Raw genomic sequence first — 24,072 nt, forward strand, 5'->3', positions numbered from 1 at the left:
GCGTTATAGCAAGAACGCTGGTTATGGAGTTTCCATGAAAAGAAAAATTATGGTGGTCACCGCCGCCTACGGCTATGAGCAGGTCCGCGCTGCGGGTGGACAAACCGCCATGCTGCCCATCATTGCTGAAGCCGGTGCTGACGGCGTCGAAATTCGCCGCGAGATGTTAACTGACACCGAACTCACCACACTGTCAACGATGGCCTCAGCGATCGAAATCTTCGGCCTGCTGGCCTGTTATTCTGCGCCTGAGCCGCTGTTCCTTGAGGACGGTAACCTCAATCCCCGTCTTCCGGCGTTACTCGCGGAAGCGCAGGCCCTGCAAGCGCTGTGGTTAAAAGTCTCCCTTGGTCATTTTTCCCATACCGGCCAGTTCGACGTTTTACGTACATGGCTGGCTGACAGCGGGATGGAGCTGGTTGTCGAAAACGATCAGACCGCCTGCGGACGCCTGCAGCCGATGCAGTGCTTTAACGAAGCCTGTCAGGCGCAAAACCTGCCGATCTCTCTGACCTTTGATATGGGCAACTGGCTGTGGGTTGGCGACTCCCCGGAAGAGGCGGCGAAAAACCTGGCGCCAACCGTGGGATACATCCATGTCAAAGCCGCAGTTACGCATCACGACAGCTACCGCGCAGTGCCGCCTGATGCCGCCGAACCGCGCTGGCTGGCGCTGCTAAAAACGCTGCCTGACGATGTTCCGCGCGGCATCGAGTTTCCCCTGGAAGGGCAGGATTTGACGGCGGTTACCCGCCATTACGTCGAGCTGTTACGCGAGGAGTAACGCATGAAGAATTCACTGGATGTGGTCACCATTGGTGAAGCGATGGCGATGTTTGTCGCCACGCAAACCGGCGACCTGGCGGATGTAGAGCAATTTATCAAGCGCGTGGCAGGCGCTGAACTCAACGTGGCGACCGGTCTTGCTCGTTTGGGTCTGAATGTCGGCTGGGTAAGCCGCGTAGGTAACGACAGTTTTGGCCGTTTTATTATTAAGTCGCTGGAAAAAGAAGGGATTAATGCGCAGGGAGTCACCCAGGATGAGCGCTTCGCTACCGGCTTTCAGCTTAAATCTAAGGTCGAAAATGGAACCGATCCCATTGTGGAGTACTTCCGCAAAGGGTCCGCAGCCAGCCATCTCAGTATTGAGGATTACCACGAGAACTATTTTGCCAGCGCACGTCACTTGCACCTGAGCGGCGTGGCAGCCGCGCTTTCCGCCAGCTCCTATGAACTTCTGGCGCATACCGCCCGCACGCTGAAAGCCCAAGGGAAAACCATCTCCTTTGACCCGAATTTGCGTCCGGTGCTGTGGAAAAGCGAAGCCGAGATGGTGGAAAAACTGAACCGGCTGGCATTCCAGGCTGACTGGGTTTTGCCTGGTCTAAAAGAGGGAATGATTCTCACCGGACAACAAACGCCTGAAGCCATCGCCGACTTTTATCTGCGCCATGGGGTGAAGGCAGTCATTATCAAAACCGGGGCAGATGGCGCCTGGTACAAAACCGCCAGCGGCGAGCACGGCTGCGTCGCACCGGTAAAAGTCGACAACGTGGTTGATACGGTCGGCGCAGGAGATGGCTTTGCCGTGGGCGTGATCAGCGCTCTGCTGGAAGGCCGCTCGCTGCATCAGGCGGTGACCCGCGGCAATAAAATTGGCGCACTGGCCATTCAGGTTCAGGGCGACAGCGAAGGATTACCCACACGTGAACAATTAGGGGAATAAACCCCCGGCCAACTCTGTACCCTACATACAGAGGCGGTGTATCAGCATAATCAGAGGGCAGTCTATGAATAGCTCAACCAATGCAGCAAAACGCTGGTGGTACATCATGCCAATCGTGTTTATCACGTATAGCCTGGCGTACCTTGACCGCGCGAACTTCAGCTTCGCCTCCGCCGCAGGCATTAACGAGGATCTCGGCATTACCAAAGGGATCTCTTCCCTGCTGGGCGCTCTGTTTTTCCTTGGCTATTTCTTCTTCCAGATCCCGGGCGCAATTTACGCCGAGCGTCGCAGCGTACGAAAATTGATTTTTATCTGCCTGATCCTGTGGGGGGCTTGCGCCTCGTTAACCGGGATGGTCAGCAATATTCCGATGCTGGCCGCTATCCGCTTTATTCTTGGTGTCGTTGAAGCTGCCGTGATGCCCGCAATGCTGATTTACATCAGCAACTGGTTTACGAAATCCGAGCGTTCACGCGCTAACACCTTCTTAATCCTCGGTAACCCGGTTACTGTCTTATGGATGTCCGTCGTTTCCGGTTATCTCATTCAGGCGCTGGGCTGGCGGGAAATGTTCATCATCGAGGGCTTCCCGGCCATCATCTGGGCGTTCTGCTGGTGGGTACTGGTAAAAGACAAACCGTCTCAGGTCGGCTGGCTGTCGGAATCCGAAAAAGCTGCGCTTCAGGCCCAACTGGAACAAGAGCAACAAGGGATCAAAGCCGTGCGTAACTACGGTGAGGCCTTCCGCTCACGTAACGTCATCCTGCTGTGTATGCAGTATTTCGCCTGGAGTATTGGCGTCTACGGTTTTGTGCTGTGGCTGCCGTCCATCATTCGCAACGGCGGCGCAAATCTGGGGATGGTGGAAGTTGGCTGGCTGTCATCCGTACCGTATCTGGCGGCGACGGCAGCGATGATTCTCGTCTCCTGGGCCTCTGATAAACTGCAAAATCGTAAGCTGTTTGTCTGGCCGCTGTTACTGATTGCCGCTTTCGCCTTTATCGGCTCCTGGGCCGTTGGCGCAGATCACTTCTGGGTGTCCTACACGCTGCTGGTTATTGCGGGCGCGGCAATGTACGCCCCATATGGTCCCTTCTTCGCCATCATTCCTGAAATGCTGCCGCGCAACGTGGCCGGTGGCGCCATGGCGCTGATTAACAGCATGGGCGCATTAGGCTCATTCTTTGGTTCCTGGTTTGTCGGCTACCTCAATGGCGCAACCGGCAGCCCATCCGCCTCGTACATTTTTATGGGGGTAGCGCTTTTTGCCTCAGTATGGCTAACTCTCATTGTTAAGCCTGCTAATAATCAACAGCTACCTGTTGGCGCACGCCACGCTTAAATTTTAACTTACGGAGATCCGCATGAAGCCGTCCATTATTCTCTATAAAGCGTTACCTGACGATTTACTGCATCGCCTGGAAGAGCATTTTACTGTGACTTCTGTACCGAACCTGCGCCCGGAAACGGTCGCACAGCACGCCGAAGCCTTTGCCAACGCCGAAGGCCTGCTGGGCTCCAGTGAAGCCGTCAATACCGCGCTGTTGGAGAAAATGCCCAGGCTGCGAGCGACATCCACAATTTCCGTAGGCTATGACAACTTCGATGTCGATGCCCTTAATGCGCGTAAGGTGCTGTTGATGCATACGCCAACCGTACTAACGGAAACCGTCGCCGACACGGTGATGGCGCTGATGTTAAGCACCGCTCGCCGTGTGGTGGAAGTTGCTGAACGGGTTAAGTCTGGCGAATGGACCAAAAGTATCGGGCCGGACTGGTTTGGTACAGATGTCCACCACAAAACGCTGGGAATTGTCGGCATGGGTCGTATTGGGCTCGCGCTGGCGCAGCGTGCGCATTTCGGCTTTAGCATGCCGATTCTCTATAACGCCCGCCGTCATCATCACGAAGCGGAAGAACGCTTCAACGCGCGTTACTGCGATCTCGACACGCTGTTGCAGGAGTCTGATTTTGTCTGCCTGATCCTGCCATTAACCAACGAAACACATCATCTGTTCAGTAGCGAGCGGTTTGCCAAAATGAAGTCTTCCGCCATTTTCATTAATGCCGGACGTGGTCCGGTGGTCGATGAAAAAGCGTTGATTAGCGCTCTGCAAAACGGCGACATTCATGCCGCAGGTCTGGATGTGTTTGAGCAGGAGCCATTAGCGACAGACTCTCCGCTGCTGTCACTGCCCAACGTGGTGGCCGTGCCGCACATCGGTTCCGCCACGCACGAAACGCGCTATAACATGGCGGCCTGCGCGGTGGATAACTTAATCGATGCGCTGCAAGGAAGAGTGGAGAAGAACTGCGTCAACCCGCAGGTCGCGCAATAAACAAAAGGCCGGGTAGCGCTCACGCTTACCCGGCCTTGCATGTATTACAGTACTCTTTTACTGAGTGGCATTCACCGCAGCAGTCCAGGCTTGAGTAAACGCCTGATGCTGAGCAGCCAACGGGCCAATCAGCGTGTTGTACTGACTTGCCTGTTGTGAGGTTGGGAACTGGATACCGTTGGCGACAAAGCTCACCTGCGTATCCTGTTGCGCCACAAAATCACCGACCTGCACCAGTTGCTGCGTGAAGATTTGCGCGGCAGGGATCAGCGGCTGTAACGCCTCTGAAGGCGCAGTGACGACTTTATTGTAGACCTGATCAAAGACCGGCTTGAGATCCTCGCCCTGTTTCAGCGCGCCATGCGCAGCATCTGCCTGCAGTTTCGCATTCTGCAACTGTTGCCCTAACACACCCAGTGCGCCATTTGCCTGACGCAGCGGTTCACGCTGAGTCACATAATCCTGAGGAACACGAATCGCATTTACGCTATCAACGACCGGGCGCAGACCGGAGTCCATCGCCTGATTAATCTGTTGAGAATAGCCATACAGAATCGCGTAATCGGACACAAACGGGCCAAACTGTTTTTTCTGATCGGCGGTCAGCGTTGGTAAACGCTCCCCGCTACGCATTGCAGTATTCTGCAGAAAATCGATAAACGCTTTGCGCTGATCGCCTTCTTTATCAAAACACCCACTCAGGCCAACTACCATTAAGAGCGCCAAAACAGGCGCAAACCAGCGAGAGCAGGACTTACCTGTCGCCATTTTAATACTCCTTTCACCCAAAAATGCGCACAACGACACCCGCGTGCCAGACGTTGACAAGGATAGTCCAGGTCAGGCTCGCAAGATACCCTTTCCGCGTAATCTTGTGAGGGAAAATAACCGCTCCCGCCCCCCTTTTTTTTGCTAAACAATGCGCCATTCAGTACCCAGGGCCATATTTTCGTCATCTTTACAATCGGGAGCGATCGTTCGGAGATCGCGACCTTAATCAGTTTGTTAGCCTGTAAAGGCTTGTCGCTCATACTCTGCTGAAACGAATCCATCACGCAAACCTTAGATCCGACTTCATTTTTTCCGACTACTCTTAAGGAGCTTCGATGAAATTCACGATCCCGCTGTGTGATTTATAGGAGTTCTCAATGGAATACAAAGATCCAATGTTTGAACTGCTGAGCAGTCTGGAGCAGATTGTTTTTAAAGATGTATCGCAGACAGTTACTCTGACGCAAAAAACCAACCCTTTCACCGAATTTGAACAGCTACGACGAGGGACAGGTTTAAAAACAGATGATTTTGCCCGAGTGATGGGCGTGACTGTCGCGATGGTGCATGAATGGGAGTCTAAACGCGTTAAGCCTTCCACTACCGAATTGAAGTTGATGCGCCTGATCCAGGCCGATCCGAGATTAAGTAAGCAGTTGATGGATTGAACTATTTTTTAATTTTGCTGAAGAACGGTCCGGTAAAAGGGCCGTTCCCTTACGGAGGATATCCACAAATAAGAAAATAGTAGTTGCATCCACAGGCGTAAAATGAGTTAATGCTCTCAACGGTTTGACGTACAGACCATTACAGCAGTTTAGTAAGGCAAGTCCCTTCAAGAGTTATCATTGATACCCCTCGTAGTGAGCATTTCCTTTACTGTTAAAAAATCTGTAGAGCACGCCATATCGCCGAAAGGCACACTTATTTTTTAAAAGGTAATACACTATGTCCGGTAAAATGACTGGTATCGTAAAATGGTTCAACGCTGATAAAGGTTTCGGCTTCATCACTCCTGACGATGGCTCTAAAGACGTGTTCGTACACTTCTCTGCTATCCAGAACGATGGCTACAAATCTCTGGACGAAGGTCAGAAAGTTTCCTTCACCATCGAAAGCGGCGCTAAAGGCCCGGCAGCTGGCAACGTAACCAGCCTGTAAGCTTAAAAAGCTCAAAATTCTGAATCCCTGCCAAACGGCGGGGATTTTTTTTACCTGTATTTCGCAATACATCCCACCGAAACGCGTCTTTGCATTACTTTACCCGCCGTACCTTTGACCTTTCCCTAAGGGCAAGCTTTATAGTGAGCCAGTCTGTATTCCATAATGTTCACAAGGAATTGAAACTATGTCGAAATCCTCACTGCTGCTGGTTTTAGGTTTGCTCACAACGGGCACTGCATTCGCGGCGACCCCGGAAGCCACTTTTCTGGCGGAACATGGACTCAGCGGTAAATCCGTTGAGCAAATCGTAGAGACTATTGACCAGTCGCCGCAGAGTCGCCCGTTGCCTTACTCAGCGTCTGTCACCAGCGCCGCGCTGAAACTCTCTTCTGGCGATCAGGTTTATACCCTGCCGCTCGGTGACAAATTCTACCTGTCATTTGCCCCCTATGAATGGCAAACACACCCTTGCTTCAACCATAGTCTGTCTGGCTGCCAGGGCGAAATGCCGGAGAAGACATTCAATGTCAAAGTGACGGACAGTAAGGGAGAGGTCGTGGTACAAAAAGCGATGAAGAGCGGTCGAAACGGCTTCGTCGGGGTATGGCTACCGCGCAATATGGAAGGCACCATCGCAGTAAACTACAACGGTAAATCAGCCGAGTATCCCATTAAGACTATGGAAGACAGCCAGACCTGCCTGACTAAGTTGCAGTTGCGCTAACAACATAAAAAAATGCCGGATAAGGCGGAGACGCCATCCGGCATTTTCTAAGTCAGCTCAGGACCGTTACTGTAGCAGCGAAATATCCGCCACGCGCAGGAACAGCTCGCGCAGTTTTTCGAGCATAGACAGACGGTTAATACGCAGTTCTTTATCTTCTACGTTAACCATGACTTTCTCGAAGAACGCATCGACCGGTTCACGCAGAGCCGATAGCTCAACCAGCGCTTCCTGGTAATGCCCGGCTGCAAAGACAGGCTCCAGCTTGTCGCGCAGCACCACAACCTGCATCGCCAGCGCAATTTCTTCCGGCTCTTTCAGCGTTGCCGCATTCACGCGGTCGTTCAGCGTTTCTTCAGACTTCGCCAGGATGTTCGATACACGCTTGTTCGCCGCAGCCAGCGCGGACGCGGCTTCCAGCGTACGGAAGTGCGATACCGCCTTCATGCGTGCGTCGAAATCAGCTGGACGAGTCGGACGACGCGCCAGCACGGCCTGAATGGTATCAACGGTGTAACCTTCGTCCTGATACCAGGCGCGGAAGCGACCGAGCATAAAGTCGATAACGTCATCCACGACTTTCGCGTTGGTCAGCTTGTCGCCATACAGACGAACCGCTTCTTCGGTCAGCGTTTGCAGATCGAGATTCAGGTTCTTCTCAACGATAATACGCAGCACGCCCAGCGCGGCACGACGCAGCGCAAACGGGTCTTTGTCGCCTTTCGGATGCTGGCCGATACCAAAGATACCCGCCAGGGTATCCATCTTGTCGGCAATCGCCACGGCACAGGCTACCGGGTTAGACGGCAGGTCATCGCCGGCAAAGCGCGGCTGATACTGCTCGTTTAGCGCCACGGCCACATCTTCCGCTTCGCCATCATGACGCGCATAGTGCATGCCCATCACGCCCTGGGTGTCGGTGAACTCAAAGACCATGTTGGTCATCAGGTCACACTTGGACAGCAGGCCCGCACGCGTTGCGTGGTTAACGTCAGCGCCAATCTGGCCAGCAATCCAGCCCGCCAGCGCCTGGATACGATCGGTCTTGTCGCGCAGCGTACCCAGTTGCTGTTGGAACAGCACGGTTTGCAGACGCGGCAGATGATCTTCCAGACGTTTTTTACGGTCGGTATTGAAGAAGAACTCGGCATCCGCCAGACGCGGGCGAACCACTTTCTCGTTACCGGAAATAATCTGGCTCGGATCTTTCGATTCGATGTTGGCAACGAAGATAAAGTTCGGCAACAGTTTGCCGTCGTTGGCGTAAACCGGGAAGTACTTCTGGTCGCCTTTCATGGTGTGAACCAGCGCTTCTGACGGAACCGCGAGGAATTTATCTTCGAACTTCGCGGTCAGCACTACTGGCCATTCCACCAGCGAGGTGACTTCTTCCAGCAGGCTTTCGCTCAGATCGGCGTTACCGCCAATCTTGCGCGCCGCTTCTTCAGCATCGGCTTTGATTTTCGCTTTACGCTCAGCGTAATCCGCAATCACTTTACCGCGCTCACGCAGGATTTCTGGGTATTGATCGGCAGAATCGATGGTGAATTCCGCTTCGCCCATAAAGCGATGGCCGCGAATCACGCGATCGGACTGAATGCCCAGAATCGTTGCCGGAATCACTTTGTCACCCAGCAGCAGAGTCACGGTGTGAACCGGACGCACGAAATGGACGTCAGACGCGCCCCAGCGCATCAGTTTCGGGATCGGCAGCTTAGCCAGCGAGATGGCGATCATGTTCGGCAGCAGCGTTTCAGCGCTTTCGCCTTTCACATGCGCACGGTACAACAACCACTCGCCTTTATCGGTGGTCAGACGCTCGGCCTGGTCAACGGTGATACCGCAGCCACGCGCCCAACCTTCTGCCGCTTTGCTCGGTTTGCCTTCGGCGTCAAACGCCTGAGCAATTGCCGGGCCGCGTTTTTCAACTTCACGGTCAGGTTGCGCTTCAGCCAGGTTCGCGACTTTCAGCGCCAGACGACGCGGTGCGGCGAACCACTCAACGTTGCCGTGCGCGATGCCAGCGTTATCCAGCTCCGCGGTAAAGTTCGCAGCAAAGGACTCAGCCAGGCTGCGCAGTGCTTTTGGTGGCAGCTCTTCAGTGCCGATTTCCACCAGAAAAGTTTTCTCAGACATGGCCGCCTCTTAATTCTCTTTGTTGCACATCGGGAAGCCAAGGGCTTCACGGGAAGCGTAGTAAGCTTCTGCCACAGCTTTAGTCAGGGTGCGAATGCGCAGGATATAGCGCTGACGCTCGGTGACGGAGATGGCTTTACGCGCATCCAGCAGGTTGAAGCTATGGGCGGCTTTCAGAATACGTTCATACGCAGGCAGCGGCAGTGGGTTTTCCAGCGCCAGCAGCTGCTGCGCTTCTTTCTCGTACTGCTCGAAGCAGGTGAACAGGAAGTCCACGTCGGCGTATTCGAAGTTATAGGTGGATTGCTCCACTTCGTTCTGATGGAACACGTCGCCGTAAGTGGTTTTACCCAGCGGGCCGTCGCTCCAGACCAGGTCGTAAACGCTGTCTACGCCCTGAATGTACATGGCCAGACGTTCCAGACCGTAGGTAATTTCCCCGGTCACAGGTTTACATTCCAGACCACCAACCTGCTGGAAGTAGGTGAACTGCGTGACTTCCATACCGTTCAGCCACACTTCCCAACCCAGCCCCCAGGCACCCAGCGTCGGGTTCTCCCAGTTATCTTCCACGAAACGGATGTCGTGAATGGTCGGGTCCATACCCAGCTCTTTCAGAGAACCCAGGTACAGCTCCTGAATGTTGTCCGGAGACGGCTTAATCACTACCTGGAACTGATAGTAGTGCTGTAAGCGGTTCGGGTTTTCGCCATAGCGGCCGTCGGTCGGACGACGAGAAGGCTGCACATACGCAGTCGCCATCGGTTCCGGCCCCAGCGCACGCAGGCAGGTCATTGGGTGAGATGTCCCCGCGCCGACTTCCATGTCCAATGGTTGAACGATGGTGCAGCCCTGGCGAGCCCAGTAATCCTGTAAGGTCAGGATCAAGCCCTGGAAGGTCCTGGTATCAAACTTTTGCATATTATTTCGTGCTGGATACGTGTGGATTTAAAGGAAGCGGTCAGTATACCCGCTGGCTGCAAGATATACAGTACGAAACGGGAAAAAGGGGGAACTTAGCGCATGGAAAGGTGCAAAAACTGCCCGTCTGCATCAAAAGAGCAGACAAAACTCTCTTTACGGAAGGTCGAACCGCGCATTTCATAGCTGCCCTGGAATTGTTCCAGGCCGGCGATATCAATTTTCTGCGCGCCGGTGTTATAAAGCTCTGCCGCTTCACTTTTGCACAATGCCGCCATATCGAGCGAACGTGCGGCATTCACCTTTTGCGCCTTCTGCGCAGGTGCAGGCGGCTGTGTGTCGGCGCACGCCGCCAACAAAAAGATAGCGAGCGCGGGAAAGAAATACTTCATCATCATTTTATTACCGCCTGGTTTGCTGGTCAGTCTTATTATTAGTGTCTGGAAACGGATCTTATTTTGAGAATCTCATCAGACCATCTCAAGCTTTAGCGTAAAAACTCAGATTATTCCAGTGAGTTACGCTCGCAAAAAATCGGTCAGACTTTTTTTAATGGAGACAGAGGAACTGATGCAGCCCAAAATTTTCTGGATTGATAACCTGCGCGGAATAGCTTGTTTAATGGTCGTGATGATCCACACCACAACCTGGTACATCACCAATGCGCACAGCGTCAGCCCGTTTAATTGGGATCTGGCCAATGTGCTCAATTCCGCCTCTCGCGTCAGCGTACCGTTGTTCTTTATGATTTCGGGTTATCTGTTTTTTGGCGAACGCAGCGCCAAACCGCGCCATTTCACGCGCATCGCGCTGTGCATTCTTTTTTACAGCAGCGTGTCGCTGGCCTATATTCTGTTGTTTACCTCGATCAACGCTGAGCTGTCGCTGAAAAACCTGCTGCAAAAGCCGGTGTTCTATCACCTGTGGTTTTTCTTCGCCATCACCGTCATCTACCTGGTTTCCCCGCTGATACAGGTGAAAAATATCAGCGGCAAGATGCTGCTGGCGCTCATGGTAGTGACTGGGGTGATTGCCAATCCCAACACCGTCTCGCAAAAAATCGGCGGTTTTGAGTGGCTTCCCATCAACCTGTACATCAGTGGCGACACTTTCTATTACATCCTGTACGGCATGCTGGGAAGGGCGATTGGCATGATAGATACACAGAAACGTTCGCTCACCTGGCTCTGTGCAGCGTTGTTCATCGTCGCCGTGTTTGTTATCTCTCGAGGCACGTTGCATGAACTGCGCTGGCGAGGCAATTTTGCCGATACCTGGTACCTCTACTGCGGCCCGGCAGTATTTATTTGCGCCGTCTCGCTCCTGACGCTGGTCAAAAACACGCTCAGCACGCGCACTCTGCCGGTATTGGGCCTTATTTCCCGTCACTCGTTGGGTATTTATGGCTTTCATGCGCTGATCATTCACGCGCTGCGCACCAACGGTTTAGAACTCAAGAACTGGCCGCCGCTGGATATGCTATGGATTTTTAGCGCCACGCTGGCGGGTAGCCTGCTGTTATCCATACTGTTGCAGCGCATTGATACACGCAGGCTGGTGAGTTAAGACTCACCGTTCTGTTCATTCTGCCCTGGACGCAGCAGTAAAACTTGTCCGACCAAACACACGAAGAATGCTGCCGGGTATAGCCCCTTTTCGATGGGCGCTAACGGAATATTCCATATCCCTACCAGCAGTAGTCCCAGCGTTATCAACGCCACCATCTTGCATATGGAGGTGAAGCATTCGTCATTCTGATTAAGATTTACAGCACGCTGATAAGCATACGTCACGAACATTCCCGTCATCAGCGCACCCAAAAAATAGCCTTTGCCACTCAATAACGGGCAGGCATGCCATAAGCCAACAACGTAAATCAGTATGCCAGAGAAGAATAATATCCATGGCAACAGCCTGGTGGTCTTCATTGGGATCTCCTTATCCATCATGGGTACAATATGAATAACCCGCTAAAGACAACACAGAAATATGCCACCACACTGGATTTTCAGAATAAATCCATGCGTATCAATTATTTATTAGATTGAAATATATATTTTATCAATCCCCTCTGTTATCCAGAGGGGAAGGTCGTCAGGACATCAGCGGCTGTAATTGCTGATAAATTCGACGGAAGGTTTCCCGACGCTGTTGGTAGAGCGCATGGCGCTCAGCATCAGGATAATGCGCCTGTTCCAGCGTAAGCTGAGGCAGTATGTCTGATAACGGCTTTTGCGGGTTCATGGCAATTTGCGCCAGGCGCGCCGCACCGAGTGCAGGACCGACATCGCCGCCGGTACGATAATCCAGCTGTAACCCGCTGATATCAGACAGCATCTGACGCCAGTATTCGCTGCGAGCCCCGCCGCCAATGAGCGTAATGCTGGCTGGCTGTACACCGCACGCATGCACAACATCCATGCCGTCGGCCAGCGCAAAACCCACACCTTCCAGTACCGCCCGCGCCAGTTCTGCCGGACCATGCTGATGCGTCAGACCGAAAAATACGCCCTTCGCCTGCGGGTTATTATGCGGCGTACGTTCACCGGACAGGTAAGGTAAAAACCAGACCGGCTCGGCGTCTGCATTCGCTTGTTGCGCTGCGGCGATCAATGCCGGTACGCTCGCCAGTCCGGTTAATTTCGCCGCCCAATCCAGGCAGGATGCCGCGCTCAGCATCACGGACATCAGGTGCCATCGCTCCGGCAAAGCATGACAAAAACTGTGGACCGCGCTTTCCGGCTTACTGAGGAAGCCGTCGCTTACCGCAAAATAGACGCCGGATGTACCCAACGAAAGCATCGCCTGACCGGCATTCATCATGCCTACGCCGACCGCTCCCGCCGCGTTATCACCGCCCCCGGCAACGACCGCAACCTCATTCATTCCCCAGTCCTGGGCGACTTCTGGCAGCAATGTTCCGGTAACCGCACAACCTTCGTATAGCGCAGGCATATGCGCACGAGACAGCTTACAGGCCGCCAGCATGACATCACTCCAGTCACGTTTGGCGACATCCAGCCACATCGTACCTGCCGCATCAGACATATCGCTGGCAAAATCGCCGGTCATACGCAGACGCAGGTAATCTTTCGGTAGCAGCACTTTATCTACCCGGCTGAAAATCTCCGGCTCGTGACGTTGCACCCACAGCAACTTTGGCGCGGTAAAGCCAGGCATCATCAGGTTGCCGGTGATAGCACGAGACTGCGGAACCAGGTTCTCCAGCATTACGCACTCTTCAGCGCAGCGACCATCGTTCCACAGGATTGCGGGACGTAATACTTTCTGTTGCTTGTCCAGTAACGTCGCGCCGTGCATCTGGCCGGCAATCCCTAACGCTTTCACCTCATTGAGCGAATGCTGCTGGCCCAGCGCTTTTACGGCGCGATCCGTTGCCAGCCACCATTGTTCAGGGTCCTGCTCTGACCATAACGGATGCGGACGCGAGACCGTGAGTTTCTCCGTTTGCGAAGCGATCACATCGCCCTGCTCATTCAGCAGAATGGCCTTTACGCCTGAGGTGCCAAGATCTATCCCGATATACATAGCGTATCGTTCCTTAAAGAAAGGCCCGGCAGCGCGTGGCTTTCCGGGCTTACGGACGTTCTCAGAAACCTGTTATTTGTCGAACAAATAATGGTTTACCAGATTTTCCAGCAGTTCCTGATGGCCGCTCTGATGCACTGGCGCCAGATTATGTTGTTCAGCGTACTGCGCAATTTCCGTCAGCGTCATCTGCCCTTTCAGAATTTGCTGGCCCAGCTCACCATTCCAACCAGCGTAACGCTTGGCCACACGCTGATCCAAACCACCGTCCTCAATCATACGGGCCGCAATTTTCAGCGACAGCGCCATGGTATCCATTGCGCCAATATGACCATAGAACAGATCGTATTTATCGGTGCTCTGACGACGAACTTTGGCGTCAAAGTTCAGACCGCCGGTGGTGAAGCCGCCCGCTTTGAGGATTTCGTACATCACCAACGCATTCTCTTCTACGCTATTTGGGAACTGGTCAGTATCCCATCCCAACTGTGCGTCACCGCGGTTGGCATCGACAGAACCAAACAGACCCAGCGCGATAGCAGTGGCGATTTCATGATGGAATGAGTGACCCGCCAGCGTGGCGTGGTTGGCTTCGATATTCAGTTTGATCTCTTTTTCCAGGCCGAACTGCTTGAGGAACCCGTAAACGGTCGCCGCATCGTAATCGTACTGGTGTTTGGTCGGTTCCTGCGGCTTCGGTTCGATAAGCAAAGTGCCCTGGAAACCCGTTTTGTGTTTGTGCTCTACCACCAGTTGCATAAAGCGGCCAATCTGCTCACGTTCCTGACGCAGATCGGTATTCAGCAGCGTTTCATAGCCTTCACGGCCGCCCCACAGAACGTAGTTTTCACCGCCTAGCTTATGCGTGGCATCCATCGCCGTGACTACCTGTGTGGCAGCCCAGCTGAACACTTCTGGATCCGGGTTCGTGGCCGCGCCCGCGCCGTACCGTGGATTGGTGAAGCAGTTTGCCGTTCCCCACAGCAGCTTGACCCCACTTTGTTCCTGTTTTGCCGCCAGTACATCAACCATCTGCGCAAAGTTGTTTTTGTACTCTTTTAGCGACGCGCCTTCCGGCGAGACATCCACGTCATGGAAGCAGTAGTAAGGGACGTTCAGCTTGTGAAAGAACTCAAATGCGACATCCGCTTTGCGTTTCGCCAGCTCCAGTGCTTCTCCGGGCTGCTGCCACGGACGATCGAAAGCGCCCATGCCGAACATGTCCGCACCGTTCCAGCAGAATGTATGCCAATAGCAGGCGGCAAAACGCAGATGATCTTCCATGCGTTTGCCCAACACGATTTCGTCAGGGTTGTAATGGCGAAATGCGAGCGGGTTAGTAGTTTTAGTCCCTTCAAAACGAACACGATCGAGTTGGTCGAAATAAGCCTGCATAATAAGCTCCATAATCAGGTAATACGGCAAGTAAACTGCGATATAGCTATACTGGAATTTCCTGATTTATTGCTCAATTACGTTATTTCACACCGCCATTAAGAGAATACCCAAACGTGCGCTGGCTCCCAAAAAAGCGCATTGAAAAGAGAATTAAAAAAGCGATCGCGATCGAAGGTTAATCATTAAACAAAAAACCGTAATGCGCAGATAAAAAATGGCAATTGTCATCCCGCGTTCAGTATGTGAATTTTGCGTAGCATTAAGAAAATAAAAATTTGTCACGCTTCATCAAGCAGTCGTCCCTGCGGTTTTGCTAGTATCGACAGGCCACGTTAACCTTCCAGGACAGATTCTTATGTTTGATAAACGTCACCGCATCACTCTATTATTTAATGCCAATAAAGCCTACGACCGCCAGGTGGTAGAAGGGGTGGGTGAATATTTACAGGCATCGCAATCAGAGTGGGATATATTCATTGAGGAAGATTTCCGCGCCCGCATTGATAATATTAAAGACTGGTTAGGCGATGGTGTTATTGCCGATTATGACGATGATGACATTGCACAATTACTTGCCGATGTGGATGTTCCTATCATCGGCGTCGGGGGTTCCTACCATGCGGAACAGGATTATCCGCCGGTGCATTACATTGCCACCGATAACCACGCGCTGGTAGAAAGCGCTTTCCTGCATCTGAAAGAAAAAGGGATCAACCGGTTCGCGTTCTACGGACTGCCCGCTTCAAGCGGCAAACGCTGGGCGGCTGAACGTGAATATGCGTTTTGCCAACTGGTCGCTAAAGAAAAGTACCGTGGAGTTGTCTATCAGGGACTGGAAACCGCGCCGGAAAACTGGCAGCACGCGCAAAATCGTCTGGCGGACTGGCTGCAAACTCTGCCGCCGCAAACCGGCATTATCGCCGTCACCGACGCGCGAGCGCGGCACATTCTGCAAGCTTGCGAACACCTGCATATTCCGGTCCCGGAAAAACTGTGCGTGATTGGAATCGACAACGAGGAACTGACCCGTTACCTGTCGCGGGTGGCGCTGTCATCCGTTGCTCAGGGGGCCAGACAGATGGGGTATCAGGCCGCTAAGCTTCTGCACCGGTTACTGGCGAATGAAGAACTACCGCTGCAACGCATACTGGTCCCGCCAGTGCGCGTCATTGAACGCCGTTCAACTGACTATCGTTCATTGACCGATCCGGCGGTGATTCAGGCGATGCACTTTATCCGCAACCATGCCTGCAAAGGCATTAAAGTCGAACAGGTGCTGGATTCAGTGGGGATTTCGCGGTCGAATCTGGAGAAACGTTTTAAAGAAGAGGTCGGAGAAACTATCCATGCGGTGATTCATGCCGAGAAGCTGGAAAAAGCGCGCAGCCTGTTGATTTCCACCACGCTGTCGATCAACGAAATTTCACAAATGTGCGGCTATCCATCACTGCAGTACTTCTATTCCGTCTTCAAGAAAGAGTACGACACGACGCCAAAAGAGTATCGCGATGTGAATAGTGAAGTGTTGCTATAGAGGGAATTGCCGGATGGCGGCTTCGTCTGATCCGGCCTACGAGATGACTTGTAGACCGGATTAGCACACGTTACATATGCGCGGCAATTAAGCGCTGGTTATCCTGATACATTGCGAACAGATAGTTGTTGTAGCTCTGTCCCTTAGTGGAATAACCCTTCAGCTTATGGATCATCGCAGTAGCGGTGACTTCCTGATCGGCTTTACGCAGTTGCGCACGTGACTTCCGGAAAGAAGAGTAAGCTGGGTGCGTATTCAGGTTAATGACATAGGCATTGACTGACTCTTTCACTGATTCAAACTGTGAGTAGCCTTTCACCTTACCAGGGGCATTATTACAACGCCCTTTGCCACATTTCATGCCAAACAGGTTGTTGTTGCTCCGCGCCAGCTTCGACGTCCCCCAGCCGCTTTCAGCAGCAGCCATGGTTGCCACCATACTGGTCGGGATAATGTCTACACGCTCAAGCAGCGTGTTCCACGGAATTTTACGCGTGTTGCCAGACCAGCTCACCTTATAGCGCTTAGCGATGTCTTTCATCCGCGTACGCTCTGTCGGTGACCAGCGATTCTGGTACTGTTTTGAAATCAGCCAGTTACGATCCGCCGTAATGGCAGCATTTTGACTGGTAATATAAGGCATAACCGTCCGGAGAAACGCTTTTTTCCTTGGTGTTCCGGAAGGGTATTTTCGCAAATCAGGAAGTGAACTACTCTTTGCACTATTGCGAGAATACTCTTGTTTACTGCTAACCTGTTTATTACTTGCCTTGATTACCTGGGGCTTGTGACTCGTTGTCGCCGTGTGTGTCTTTGCCAGCGCCTCACCCGAAAATGCAACGGTGAGTAACATAAGAATCATTGCCCCATATCGTCGAATGGGAGTCAATATCATTAGGTCTCCTGGTCGGATTTATACATTCCAACACCTTATATTTTTCAAAAAAATGAGAGATGAATCTCAAATCATATCAAAAATAACGGTCAAGAGCACCCAAAGGAATAGTCCAATTCTGAAACTATGTCACGCGTTAACGATTCGGGCTGCCATTAATTTGATGAAAATGTGGGGGTTATCGCAAAATCAGTTCATTTTTTGCGCGCATTAGCTCACCCTCACTTCTCCTCCTGGCGGAATCACCTCAAAGGAGGAGTTTCCGGCCTGATTTCACTGGCAAACTGGCTAAAATCGCAGCATCAAGGACAGCATTATGAAACTTGCCGCCGTTGCGCTGGCGCTAATGCCCGGCATTGCCATCGCCTCAACATGGACTTCTCAGGGACTTCCCGCCTTCGAAGCGGAAGGTACGGGTAAATTCGTCAGCCATGCAGCGTTGACGAAGGGTACTCGTCCTTTAATTCTGAATTTTGACCAACAGTGCTGGCAGCCAGCTGACGCGATAAAACTCAACCAGATGCTGTCGCTTAAACCTTGTGAAGGCGCGCCGCCGCAGTGGCGTTTATTCAAGGACGGCGATTACACGCTGGAAGTCGATACCCGCTCCGGCACGCCAACGCTGATGCTCTCAGTCAAAAGCGCCGCAGACCCCGTCAGTAGCCAAATTCGCCAGTGTCCGAAATGGGATGGTTCGCCATTAACGCTGGACGTCAGTCAGACCTTCCCGGAAGGCGCCGTGGTGCGCGACTACTACAGCAACCAAACGGCGACGGTAAAAAACGGGTCGATTACCCTGCAGCCCGCCGCAACCAGTAACGGGTTGTTGCTGCTGGAACGAGCGGAAACCGACGCCCCCGCCGCTTTCGACTGGCATAACGCGACGGTGTATTTCGTCCTGACGGACCGCTTTGTGAATGGCGATCCGGGCAACGACCACAGCTACGGTCGGCGCAACGACGGTATGCAGGAAATTGGCACCTTCCACGGCGGCGATTTACGCGGTCTTGCCAGCAAACTCGACTATCTGCAACAACTGGGCGTCAATGCGTTATGGATCAGCGCGCCGTTTGAGCAAATCCACGGCTGGGTCGGCGGTGGCACCAAAGGCGATTTCCCCCACTACGCCTACCATGGCTACTACACTCAGGACTGGACCACGCTCGACGCCAATATGGGCAACGAAAACGATCTGCGCGCGCTGGTTGACGGCGCTCACCAGCGCGGCATCCGTGTCCTGTTTGATGTCGTGATGAACCATACTGGCTACGCCACGCTGGCGGATATGCAGGAATATCAGTTTGGGGCGCTGTACTTATCAGGCGATGAGCTGAAAAACACGCTCGGCGAACGCTGGACGGACTGGAAGCCAGCTGCCGGGCAGAGCTGGCATAGCTTTAATGATTACATCAACTTCAGCGATAAAGCCGGTTGGGAAAAATGGTGGGGCAAAAACTGGATCCGCACCGATATTGGCGATTACGACAACCCTGGTTTTGACGACCTGACCATGTCGCTGGCTTTCCTGCCCGATCTGAAAACCGAATCCACCACGCCTTCCGGCCTGCCTAATTTTTATCAGCACAAACCGGATACTCACGCCAAAGCGATCGCCGGCTACACGCCCCGCGATTATCTGACCCACTGGCTCAGTCAGTGGGTGCGCGATTACGGAATTGACGGCTTTCGGGTCGATACCGCCAAACACGTCGAGCTTCCCGCCTGGCAGCAGCTCAAAACACAGGCCAGCGCGGCGCTGGTCGAATGGAAGAAAGCCCACCCGGACAAAGCCCTGGATGATAACCCCTTCTGGATGACCGGTGAAGCCTGGGGTCACGGCGTCATGCAAAGCGACTATTATCGTCACGGTTTCGACGCGATGATCAATTTCGACTATCAGGAGCAGGCGGCGAAAGCCGTTGATTGTCTGGCAAATATGGATCTCACCTGGCAACAGATGGCGGAAAAACTGCAGGATTTCAATGTCCTGAGCTATCTCTCCTCCCATGATACCCGGCTGTTTCGCGAGGGTGGAGACAAAGCCGCCGAGCTATTGCTGCTGGCGCCTGGGGCAGTACAACTGTTTTACGGTGACGAGTCGGCCCGGCCTTTCGGCCCCACGGGGTCCGATCCCTTGCAGGGTACGCGCTCAGAGATGAACTGGCAGGACGTGACCGGGAAATCTGCCGCCAGCGTGGCACACTGGCAACGTATCAGCCAGTTCAGGGCCAGACATACCGCCATTGGCGCCGGTCAACAAACCACACTGACATTGAAGCAGGGGTACGGATTCGTCCGTGAACATGGCAACGATAAAGTTATGGTGGTGTGGGCCGGTCAGCCCTGATCCTGACGGGCTTCTCGTACTCGCTGATGCGAGAAGCCAAATTCACGATAAAACACCAGCCCGACAAAAATTTGCAGCACAAAACATCAATCCAGCCTGATGCCCCTGATTTGCACCCCGCCATAGGTAGCGCTATGGTTAGCCACTTTACTACTCAGTTCGACAGACCACCTGCTATGACATTCTCACTTTTTGGCGACAAATTTACCCGCCATTCAGGCATCACACGCCTGATGGAGGACCTCAACGATGGTTTACGCACACCAGGCGCCATCATGCTCGGCGGCGGTAATCCGGCGCAAATTCCAGAGATGAAAAATTACTTTCAGTCTCTGCTGGCAGATATGCTGGAAAACGGCAAAGCCGCTGATGCGCTTTGCAATTATGACGGTCCACAAGGTAAAACCGAGCTACTGGCCGAGCTGGCGAAACTGCTACGTGAGAAGCAGGGTTGGGATATCGAGCCACAAAATATTGCACTGACAAATGGCAGTCAGAGCGCATTTTTCTACTTATTCAATCTCTTCGCCGGACGCCGCGCCGACGGAACAACCCAAAAAGTGTTGTTCCCATTAGCGCCGGAATATATTGGCTATGCCGATGCTGGGCTGGAAGAAGAACTCTTTGTCTCTGCACGCCCAAACATCGAGCTGTTACCAGAAGGCCAGTTTAAGTATCACGTTGATTTTGAACATCTGCACATCGGTGAAGAAACGGGGATGATCTGCGTGTCGCGCCCGACTAACCCGACAGGCAACGTGATCACCGACGAAGAGCTGATGAAGCTGGATCGGCTGGCCAACCAGCACGGCATCCCGTTGGTGATCGATAACGCATATGGCGTACCGTTCCCAGGCATCATTTTTAGCGAAGCCCGGCCGCTGTGGAACCCCAACATTGTGCTGTGCATGAGCCTTTCTAAGCTGGGTCTGCCAGGCTCCCGCTGCGGCATCATTATCGCCAATGAAAAAATCATCACCGCCATCACCAATATGAACGGCATTATCAGCCTTGCGCCCGGCGGAATGGGACCGGCGATGATGTGCGAAATGATTAAACGTAACGATCTTCTGCGCCTTTCTGAGACGGTGATCAAACCGTTTTATTACCAGCGCGTTCAGCAGACTATTGCGATCATTCGTCGCTATTTATCTGAAGATCGCTGCCTCATCCACAAACCAGAAGGGGCGATTTTCCTGTGGTTATGGTTCAAAGATTTGCCGATCACCACCGAGCTGCTGTATCAGCGCCTGAAAGCGCGCGGCGTACTGATGGTTCCCGGTGACTACTTCTTCCCGGGGCTGGATAAACCCTGGCCGCATACCCATCAGTGCATGCGCATGAATTACGTTCCGGAGCCGGAGAAAATCGAGGCTGGCGTGAAGATTCTGGCGGAAGAGATCGAGCGCGCCTGGCTGGAAGGCTAACGCAAATCCCGACCCGAGCGCGGGTCGGGTCGCTTCACAGCGGCAGCGAACGCAGACGCTGTCGCTGCATACTGACAGCATCAATACACTGCAAGGCACTGGTCGGGCAGGCTTCTACACATGCGGGTCCCGTCTCGCGATGCCAGCACAAATCACATTTTATCGCCTGCGCCCGTGACGTTCGTGCGACAACGTTCATCGCCCCAAACGGACACGCGATCATGCAGCTTTTACAGCCAATACACTGCGCCTGTTCAACGAAGATATGTCCATGTTCACGACGAATTGCGTGGGTTGGGCACACGTTAGCGCAGGGAGCATCTTCGCACTGATGACAGGCAACTGCCGTCGTAAAAGCGTCGTCTTTAATCACCCGAATCCGCGGGATAAATGCCCCGGAGGAGACCGATGCGCAATCCTGATTTTCCTGATGTGCGACAACGCAGGCAACTTCGCAGGTACGACACCCAATACATTTTGCCGCATCCGCCATTATAAACTCGTTCATTGCCCCCTCCGTCAGAGTGAAAACCACAGATTGCCAGAGAGAGACTCCCTGCTGCCTTGATCGGACAGGGGAAACGGTTAAATTTTGTCAGGTGACTGAACGATGCCAGGCATACGCCTAATCGCGAACGGTAAAGCCCAGCTCATTGGAAATTGCCTGAGCCGTTTCGCGTAGCGGCTTGAGTAAATTCTTTTCCCCTACCTGCTTCAGACGCGAGGTAGAAAGTGAAATCGACACCGAATATGGCACCCGACCGTGAATATCAAACACCGGTACGGCAATACAGGAAACCCCCAACTCGTTCTCTTCCCGATCCATCGCCATACTGCTTTCGCGGATTTGCGCCAGTTCATCGTACATAGCCGGTAAACCAGTAATGGTATTGCGGGTCAGCGGCTGAATCAGATCCTGATGACTCTCCCAGTAGGACGCCACGTAATCCGCATGCCCAAACGCCATATAGATTTTGCCCATCGCGGAGCAGTACAGCGGCATATGCTGGCCGATATAGGCGCGGGTACGCAGCATGCCCGTCGTCGGCTCGAGCTTATAGATCAAAATAGCGTGGTCATCTTCACGGCTGGAGAAGTTGATGGTTTCGCCGGTGGCAATATTCAGCGCTTCAAGGTGCGGCGCGGCGACATGGATGATATTCAGTGACGACAGCGCCTTCTGCCCAACGGCGATAAATTTAGTGGTCAGCCGATAGCTGCCCGCAGCGGGTGCGGGTGTGACATAGCCGCAGGATTGCAATCCTTGCAAGAGTCGATGCACGGTACTTTTGTTCAGCCCCGCCAGTTCAGACAGGTGGGCCAGCGGGCACCCATTCGGATAGTTGCTCAGGATCTCAATCAACATCAAACCACGGAATAGGCTCTGACTTCCGGCTGGCCTCTCTTTGTCTTGCGTCATTTCACTCTCTTTTGTGCCCATTTTTTCCGCTCCCCTTTTCGTCGCGCTCTGATGGTAGCGCAAAGTGTGTTTCAGTTCACGATCTGAACCGAAAAAACACAACTGTTTGATTTTGCAGATTTTAAAAAACAGGCCACCCCGTTGATCTGTTAAATTTTGATCGCTATATTTGAAATCAGATTTCGCATAGTGAAATTTAGAGATAAAAAAGCGATCAAATTTAAACAAGGAAACAGGAATGAAAGTCACCTTTGAACAGTTAAAAGATGCGTTCAACCGGGTACTGCTGGCACGCGGTATCGCCGCTGAAACCGCAGATGCCTGTGCAGAAATGTTCGCCCGCACCACCGAATCCGGCGTCTATTCGCATGGCGTCAACCGTTTTCCCCGCTTCATTCAGCAACTGGATAACGGCGACATCATTCCTGAAGCCAAACCACAGCGCATCACCAGCCTGGGGGCGATTGAGCAATGGGATGCCCGGCGTTCGATCGGCAATCTGACGGCGAAAAAGATGATGGACCGAGCCATTGAACTGGCCTCCGATCACGGTATTGGTCTGGTGGCGCTGCGTAACGCCAACCACTGGATGCGCGGCGGCAGCTATGGCTGGCAGGCCGCGGAGAAAGGTTACATTGGTATCTGCTGGACCAACTCAATTGCCGTCATGCCGCCGTGGGGTTCGAAGGAGTGCCGCATTGGTACTAACCCGCTGATTGTCGCGATCCCCTCCACGCCAATCACCATGGTTGATATGTCGATGTCGATGTTCTCCTACGGCATGCTGGAAGTGAATCGCCTGGCCGGTCGCGAACTGCCGGTAGACGGTGGCTTTGACGATGAAGGTAATCTCACCAAAGAGCCTGGCGTTATCGAAAAAAATCGTCGCATTCTGCCAATGGGTTACTGGAAAGGTTCAGGTCTGTCGATTGTGCTGGATATGATCGCCACCCTGCTTTCTGACGGCTCTTCTGTTGCGGAGGTCACTCAGGATAACAGCGACGAATATGGCGTTTCGCAGATTTTCATCGCCATTGAAGTGGATAAGCTGATCGATGGCGCCACGCGCGATGCGAAACTCCAGCGGATTATGGATTTCATCACCACCGCCGAACGCGCTGATGAAAACACGCCTGTTCGTCTGCCTGGCCACGAGTTTACAAAGCTACTGGAAGAAAATCGCCGTAACGGCATCACCGTTGATGACAGCGTCTGGGCAAAAATTCAGACGCTGTAAGGAGCAACCCCATGATCTTTGGACATATCTCACAGCCTAATCCGTGTCGTTTGCCCGAGGCGATTGAAAGAGCGCTCGACTTCCTGCGCACCACGGATTTCCGCAAACTTGAGCCGGGCGTGGTGGAGATCGAGGGTAAAAATATCTTCGCGCAGATTATCGATTTAACCACGCGTGACGCTGCCGAAAATCGCCCTGAAGTACATCGTCGCTATCTGGATATTCAGTTTTTAGCCTGGGGTGAAGAAAAAATCGGTATCGCCATTGATACCGGAAATAACGAAATCAGCGAATCGTTATTAGCACAGCGCGATATTATTTTTTATCACGCCAGCGAACATGAATCTTTTATTGAAATGATTCCGGGAAGTTACGCCATATTTTTCCCGCAGGATGTTCATCGCCCCGCATGTCATAAAACTGTCGCCACGCCGATCCGCAAAATAGTCGTGAAGGTTGCTATTTCAGTTTTATAAAAGGA

General features: G+C 53.0%; 23 protein-coding genes. 13 read left to right on the top strand and 10 right to left on the bottom strand.

Annotated features, from left to right (window positions below):
- The first annotated feature begins 34 nt into the window (after positions 1-34).
- The 4 genes from JSN25_RS04895 to ghrB all read left to right on the top strand — a co-directional run bounded on the left by JSN25_RS04895 (position 35) and on the right by ghrB (position 4,068).
- On the top strand, positions 35-784 hold the full coding sequence (locus tag JSN25_RS04895; protein ID WP_204525486.1) for a sugar phosphate isomerase/epimerase family protein: 750 nt from the start codon (positions 35-37) through the stop codon (positions 782-784).
- Positions 785-787: 3 nt separating this feature from the next.
- Positions 788-1,726, top strand: coding sequence for a sugar kinase (locus JSN25_RS04900; protein ID WP_137346671.1), 939 nt, complete (start codon positions 788-790; stop codon positions 1,724-1,726).
- Between the two features lie 64 nt (positions 1,727-1,790).
- On the top strand, positions 1,791-3,071 hold the full coding sequence (locus JSN25_RS04905; RefSeq protein WP_137346670.1) for an MFS transporter: 1,281 nt from the start codon (positions 1,791-1,793) through the stop codon (positions 3,069-3,071).
- 22 nt (positions 3,072-3,093) lie between these two features.
- Positions 3,094-4,068, top strand: a complete 975-nt coding sequence (ghrB, locus tag JSN25_RS04910) for a glyoxylate/hydroxypyruvate reductase GhrB (RefSeq protein WP_204525487.1) — start codon at positions 3,094-3,096, stop codon at positions 4,066-4,068.
- Positions 4,069-4,125: 57 nt separating this feature from the next.
- On the opposite strand, the gene JSN25_RS04915 is transcribed toward ghrB, so the two are convergent.
- Positions 4,126-4,836: a DUF3053 domain-containing protein gene (locus tag JSN25_RS04915; RefSeq protein ID WP_038635187.1), complete on the bottom strand. Its 711-nt coding sequence runs from the start codon at positions 4,834-4,836 to the stop codon at positions 4,126-4,128.
- A 380-nt stretch (positions 4,837-5,216) separates the two neighbouring features.
- Between JSN25_RS04915 and JSN25_RS04920 the strand changes: the two genes are divergently transcribed.
- The 3 genes from JSN25_RS04920 to cueP all read left to right on the top strand — a co-directional run bounded on the left by JSN25_RS04920 (position 5,217) and on the right by cueP (position 6,727).
- Positions 5,217-5,507, top strand: coding sequence for an HTH-type transcriptional regulator (locus tag JSN25_RS04920; protein ID WP_003024273.1), 291 nt, complete (start codon positions 5,217-5,219; stop codon positions 5,505-5,507).
- A 280-nt stretch (positions 5,508-5,787) separates the two neighbouring features.
- Positions 5,788-6,000: a transcription antiterminator/RNA stability regulator CspE gene (gene cspE / locus JSN25_RS04925; protein WP_000014594.1), complete on the top strand. Its 213-nt coding sequence runs from the start codon at positions 5,788-5,790 to the stop codon at positions 5,998-6,000.
- A gap of 187 nt (positions 6,001-6,187) precedes the next feature.
- Entirely contained in the window at positions 6,188-6,727 is a 540-nt protein-coding gene (gene cueP / locus JSN25_RS04930; RefSeq protein ID WP_121529685.1) for a copper-binding periplasmic metallochaperone CueP, read from the top strand.
- Positions 6,728-6,793: 66 nt separating this feature from the next.
- Here the strand turns inward: cueP and glyS are convergent, their stop codons facing one another.
- The 3 genes from glyS to JSN25_RS04945 all read right to left on the bottom strand — a co-directional run bounded on the left by glyS (position 6,794) and on the right by JSN25_RS04945 (position 10,182).
- Positions 6,794-8,863 (bottom strand): glycine--tRNA ligase subunit beta, encoded by a 2,070-nt coding sequence (gene glyS / locus JSN25_RS04935; protein WP_204525488.1) that lies wholly within the window; start codon positions 8,861-8,863, stop codon positions 6,794-6,796.
- Positions 8,864-8,872: 9 nt separating this feature from the next.
- Complete coding sequence (gene glyQ / locus JSN25_RS04940; RefSeq protein WP_204525489.1) at positions 8,873-9,784, bottom strand: glycine--tRNA ligase subunit alpha; 912 nt, start codon at positions 9,782-9,784, stop codon at positions 8,873-8,875.
- Between the two features lie 95 nt (positions 9,785-9,879).
- Positions 9,880-10,182 carry a YsaB family lipoprotein gene (locus tag JSN25_RS04945; protein ID WP_038635204.1) on the bottom strand — a complete coding sequence of 101 codons (303 nt, stop codon included), beginning with the start codon at positions 10,180-10,182 and terminating at the stop codon, positions 9,880-9,882.
- Between the two features lie 172 nt (positions 10,183-10,354).
- On the opposite strand from JSN25_RS04945, the gene JSN25_RS04950 reads away from it, so the two are divergent.
- Positions 10,355-11,350, top strand: coding sequence for an acyltransferase (locus JSN25_RS04950; RefSeq protein ID WP_204525490.1), 996 nt, complete (start codon positions 10,355-10,357; stop codon positions 11,348-11,350).
- Here the strand turns inward: JSN25_RS04950 and yiaB are convergent.
- The 3 genes from yiaB to xylA form a co-directional block, all read right to left on the bottom strand.
- A complete protein-coding gene (gene yiaB / locus JSN25_RS04955; RefSeq protein WP_069323738.1) occupies positions 11,347-11,712 on the bottom strand; it encodes an inner membrane protein YiaB in 366 nt (121 codons plus the stop codon). The genes JSN25_RS04950 and yiaB overlap by 4 nt on opposite strands.
- A 166-nt stretch (positions 11,713-11,878) precedes the next feature.
- Complete coding sequence (gene xylB, locus JSN25_RS04960; RefSeq protein ID WP_087857196.1) at positions 11,879-13,333, bottom strand: xylulokinase; 1,455 nt, start codon at positions 13,331-13,333, stop codon at positions 11,879-11,881.
- A gap of 72 nt (positions 13,334-13,405) precedes the next feature.
- The gene (gene xylA, locus JSN25_RS04965) at positions 13,406-14,728 is read right to left on the bottom strand and encodes a xylose isomerase (protein WP_038635208.1); all 1,323 of its coding nucleotides are present in this window, start codon (positions 14,726-14,728) and stop codon (positions 13,406-13,408) included.
- Positions 14,729-15,086: 358 nt separating this feature from the next.
- Between xylA and xylR the strand changes: the two genes are divergently transcribed.
- The gene (gene xylR / locus JSN25_RS04970) at positions 15,087-16,265 is read left to right on the top strand and encodes a D-xylose utilization transcriptional activator XylR (RefSeq protein WP_038635210.1); all 1,179 of its coding nucleotides are present in this window, start codon (positions 15,087-15,089) and stop codon (positions 16,263-16,265) included.
- A 70-nt stretch (positions 16,266-16,335) separates the two neighbouring features.
- Here xylR and JSN25_RS04975 read toward each other — a convergent pair whose 3' ends face one another.
- The gene (locus tag JSN25_RS04975; RefSeq protein WP_038635213.1) at positions 16,336-17,160 is read right to left on the bottom strand and encodes a protein bax; all 825 of its coding nucleotides are present in this window, start codon (positions 17,158-17,160) and stop codon (positions 16,336-16,338) included.
- A 316-nt stretch (positions 17,161-17,476) separates the two neighbouring features.
- Here JSN25_RS04975 and malS point away from each other — a divergent pair, with 316 nt between their 5' ends.
- On the top strand, positions 17,477-19,507 hold the full coding sequence (gene malS / locus JSN25_RS04980; protein WP_199967184.1) for an alpha-amylase: 2,031 nt from the start codon (positions 17,477-17,479) through the stop codon (positions 19,505-19,507).
- Between the two features lie 176 nt (positions 19,508-19,683).
- Positions 19,684-20,934 (top strand): valine--pyruvate transaminase, encoded by a 1,251-nt coding sequence (gene avtA / locus JSN25_RS04985; protein WP_038635218.1) that lies wholly within the window; start codon positions 19,684-19,686, stop codon positions 20,932-20,934.
- 34 nt (positions 20,935-20,968) lie between these two features.
- On the opposite strand, the gene JSN25_RS04990 is transcribed toward avtA, so the two are convergent.
- Both JSN25_RS04990 and yiaJ read right to left on the bottom strand, forming a co-directional pair.
- Positions 20,969-21,442, bottom strand: coding sequence for a 4Fe-4S dicluster domain-containing protein (locus JSN25_RS04990; protein ID WP_038635221.1), 474 nt, complete (start codon positions 21,440-21,442; stop codon positions 20,969-20,971).
- Positions 21,443-21,559: 117 nt separating this feature from the next.
- Positions 21,560-22,375, bottom strand: coding sequence for an IclR family transcriptional regulator YiaJ (gene yiaJ / locus JSN25_RS04995; RefSeq protein WP_038642923.1), 816 nt, complete (start codon positions 22,373-22,375; stop codon positions 21,560-21,562).
- 217 nt (positions 22,376-22,592) lie between these two features.
- Here yiaJ and yiaK point away from each other — a divergent pair, with 217 nt between their 5' ends.
- Together yiaK and JSN25_RS05005 are read left to right on the top strand one after the other, a co-directional pair.
- Positions 22,593-23,591, top strand: a complete 999-nt coding sequence (gene yiaK, locus JSN25_RS05000; RefSeq protein WP_038635224.1) for a 3-dehydro-L-gulonate 2-dehydrogenase — start codon at positions 22,593-22,595, stop codon at positions 23,589-23,591.
- Positions 23,592-23,602: 11 nt separating this feature from the next.
- Entirely contained in the window at positions 23,603-24,067 is a 465-nt protein-coding gene (locus JSN25_RS05005; RefSeq protein ID WP_069323733.1) for a YhcH/YjgK/YiaL family protein, read from the top strand.
- The last annotated feature ends 5 nt before the right edge of the window (positions 24,068-24,072 follow it).

This window comes from Citrobacter cronae, assembly GCF_016893685.1.
Taxonomy (GTDB): domain Bacteria; phylum Pseudomonadota; class Gammaproteobacteria; order Enterobacterales; family Enterobacteriaceae; genus Citrobacter; species Citrobacter werkmanii.

Coding starts and splice junctions, on each gene's coding strand:
- JSN25_RS04895 (WP_204525486.1), top strand. CDS start 35: ATGAAAAGAAAAATTATGGTGGTCACCGCCGCCTACGGCTATGAGCAG.
- JSN25_RS04900 (WP_137346671.1), top strand. CDS start 788: ATGAAGAATTCACTGGATGTGGTCACCATTGGTGAAGCGATGGCGATG.
- JSN25_RS04905 (WP_137346670.1), top strand. CDS start 1,791: ATGAATAGCTCAACCAATGCAGCAAAACGCTGGTGGTACATCATGCCA.
- ghrB (WP_204525487.1), top strand. CDS start 3,094: ATGAAGCCGTCCATTATTCTCTATAAAGCGTTACCTGACGATTTACTG.
- JSN25_RS04915 (WP_038635187.1), bottom strand. CDS start 4,836: ATGGCGACAGGTAAGTCCTGCTCTCGCTGGTTTGCGCCTGTTTTGGCG.
- JSN25_RS04920 (WP_003024273.1), top strand. CDS start 5,217: ATGGAATACAAAGATCCAATGTTTGAACTGCTGAGCAGTCTGGAGCAG.
- cspE (WP_000014594.1), top strand. CDS start 5,788: ATGTCCGGTAAAATGACTGGTATCGTAAAATGGTTCAACGCTGATAAA.
- cueP (WP_121529685.1), top strand. CDS start 6,188: ATGTCGAAATCCTCACTGCTGCTGGTTTTAGGTTTGCTCACAACGGGC.
- glyS (WP_204525488.1), bottom strand. CDS start 8,863: ATGTCTGAGAAAACTTTTCTGGTGGAAATCGGCACTGAAGAGCTGCCA.
- glyQ (WP_204525489.1), bottom strand. CDS start 9,784: ATGCAAAAGTTTGATACCAGGACCTTCCAGGGCTTGATCCTGACCTTA.
- JSN25_RS04945 (WP_038635204.1), bottom strand. CDS start 10,182: ATGATGATGAAGTATTTCTTTCCCGCGCTCGCTATCTTTTTGTTGGCG.
- JSN25_RS04950 (WP_204525490.1), top strand. CDS start 10,355: ATGCAGCCCAAAATTTTCTGGATTGATAACCTGCGCGGAATAGCTTGT.
- yiaB (WP_069323738.1), bottom strand. CDS start 11,712: ATGAAGACCACCAGGCTGTTGCCATGGATATTATTCTTCTCTGGCATA.
- xylB (WP_087857196.1), bottom strand. CDS start 13,333: ATGTATATCGGGATAGATCTTGGCACCTCAGGCGTAAAGGCCATTCTG.
- xylA (WP_038635208.1), bottom strand. CDS start 14,728: ATGCAGGCTTATTTCGACCAACTCGATCGTGTTCGTTTTGAAGGGACT.
- xylR (WP_038635210.1), top strand. CDS start 15,087: ATGTTTGATAAACGTCACCGCATCACTCTATTATTTAATGCCAATAAA.
- JSN25_RS04975 (WP_038635213.1), bottom strand. CDS start 17,160: ATGATATTGACTCCCATTCGACGATATGGGGCAATGATTCTTATGTTA.
- malS (WP_199967184.1), top strand. CDS start 17,477: ATGAAACTTGCCGCCGTTGCGCTGGCGCTAATGCCCGGCATTGCCATC.
- avtA (WP_038635218.1), top strand. CDS start 19,684: ATGACATTCTCACTTTTTGGCGACAAATTTACCCGCCATTCAGGCATC.
- JSN25_RS04990 (WP_038635221.1), bottom strand. CDS start 21,442: ATGAACGAGTTTATAATGGCGGATGCGGCAAAATGTATTGGGTGTCGT.
- yiaJ (WP_038642923.1), bottom strand. CDS start 22,375: ATGGGCACAAAAGAGAGTGAAATGACGCAAGACAAAGAGAGGCCAGCC.
- yiaK (WP_038635224.1), top strand. CDS start 22,593: ATGAAAGTCACCTTTGAACAGTTAAAAGATGCGTTCAACCGGGTACTG.
- JSN25_RS05005 (WP_069323733.1), top strand. CDS start 23,603: ATGATCTTTGGACATATCTCACAGCCTAATCCGTGTCGTTTGCCCGAG.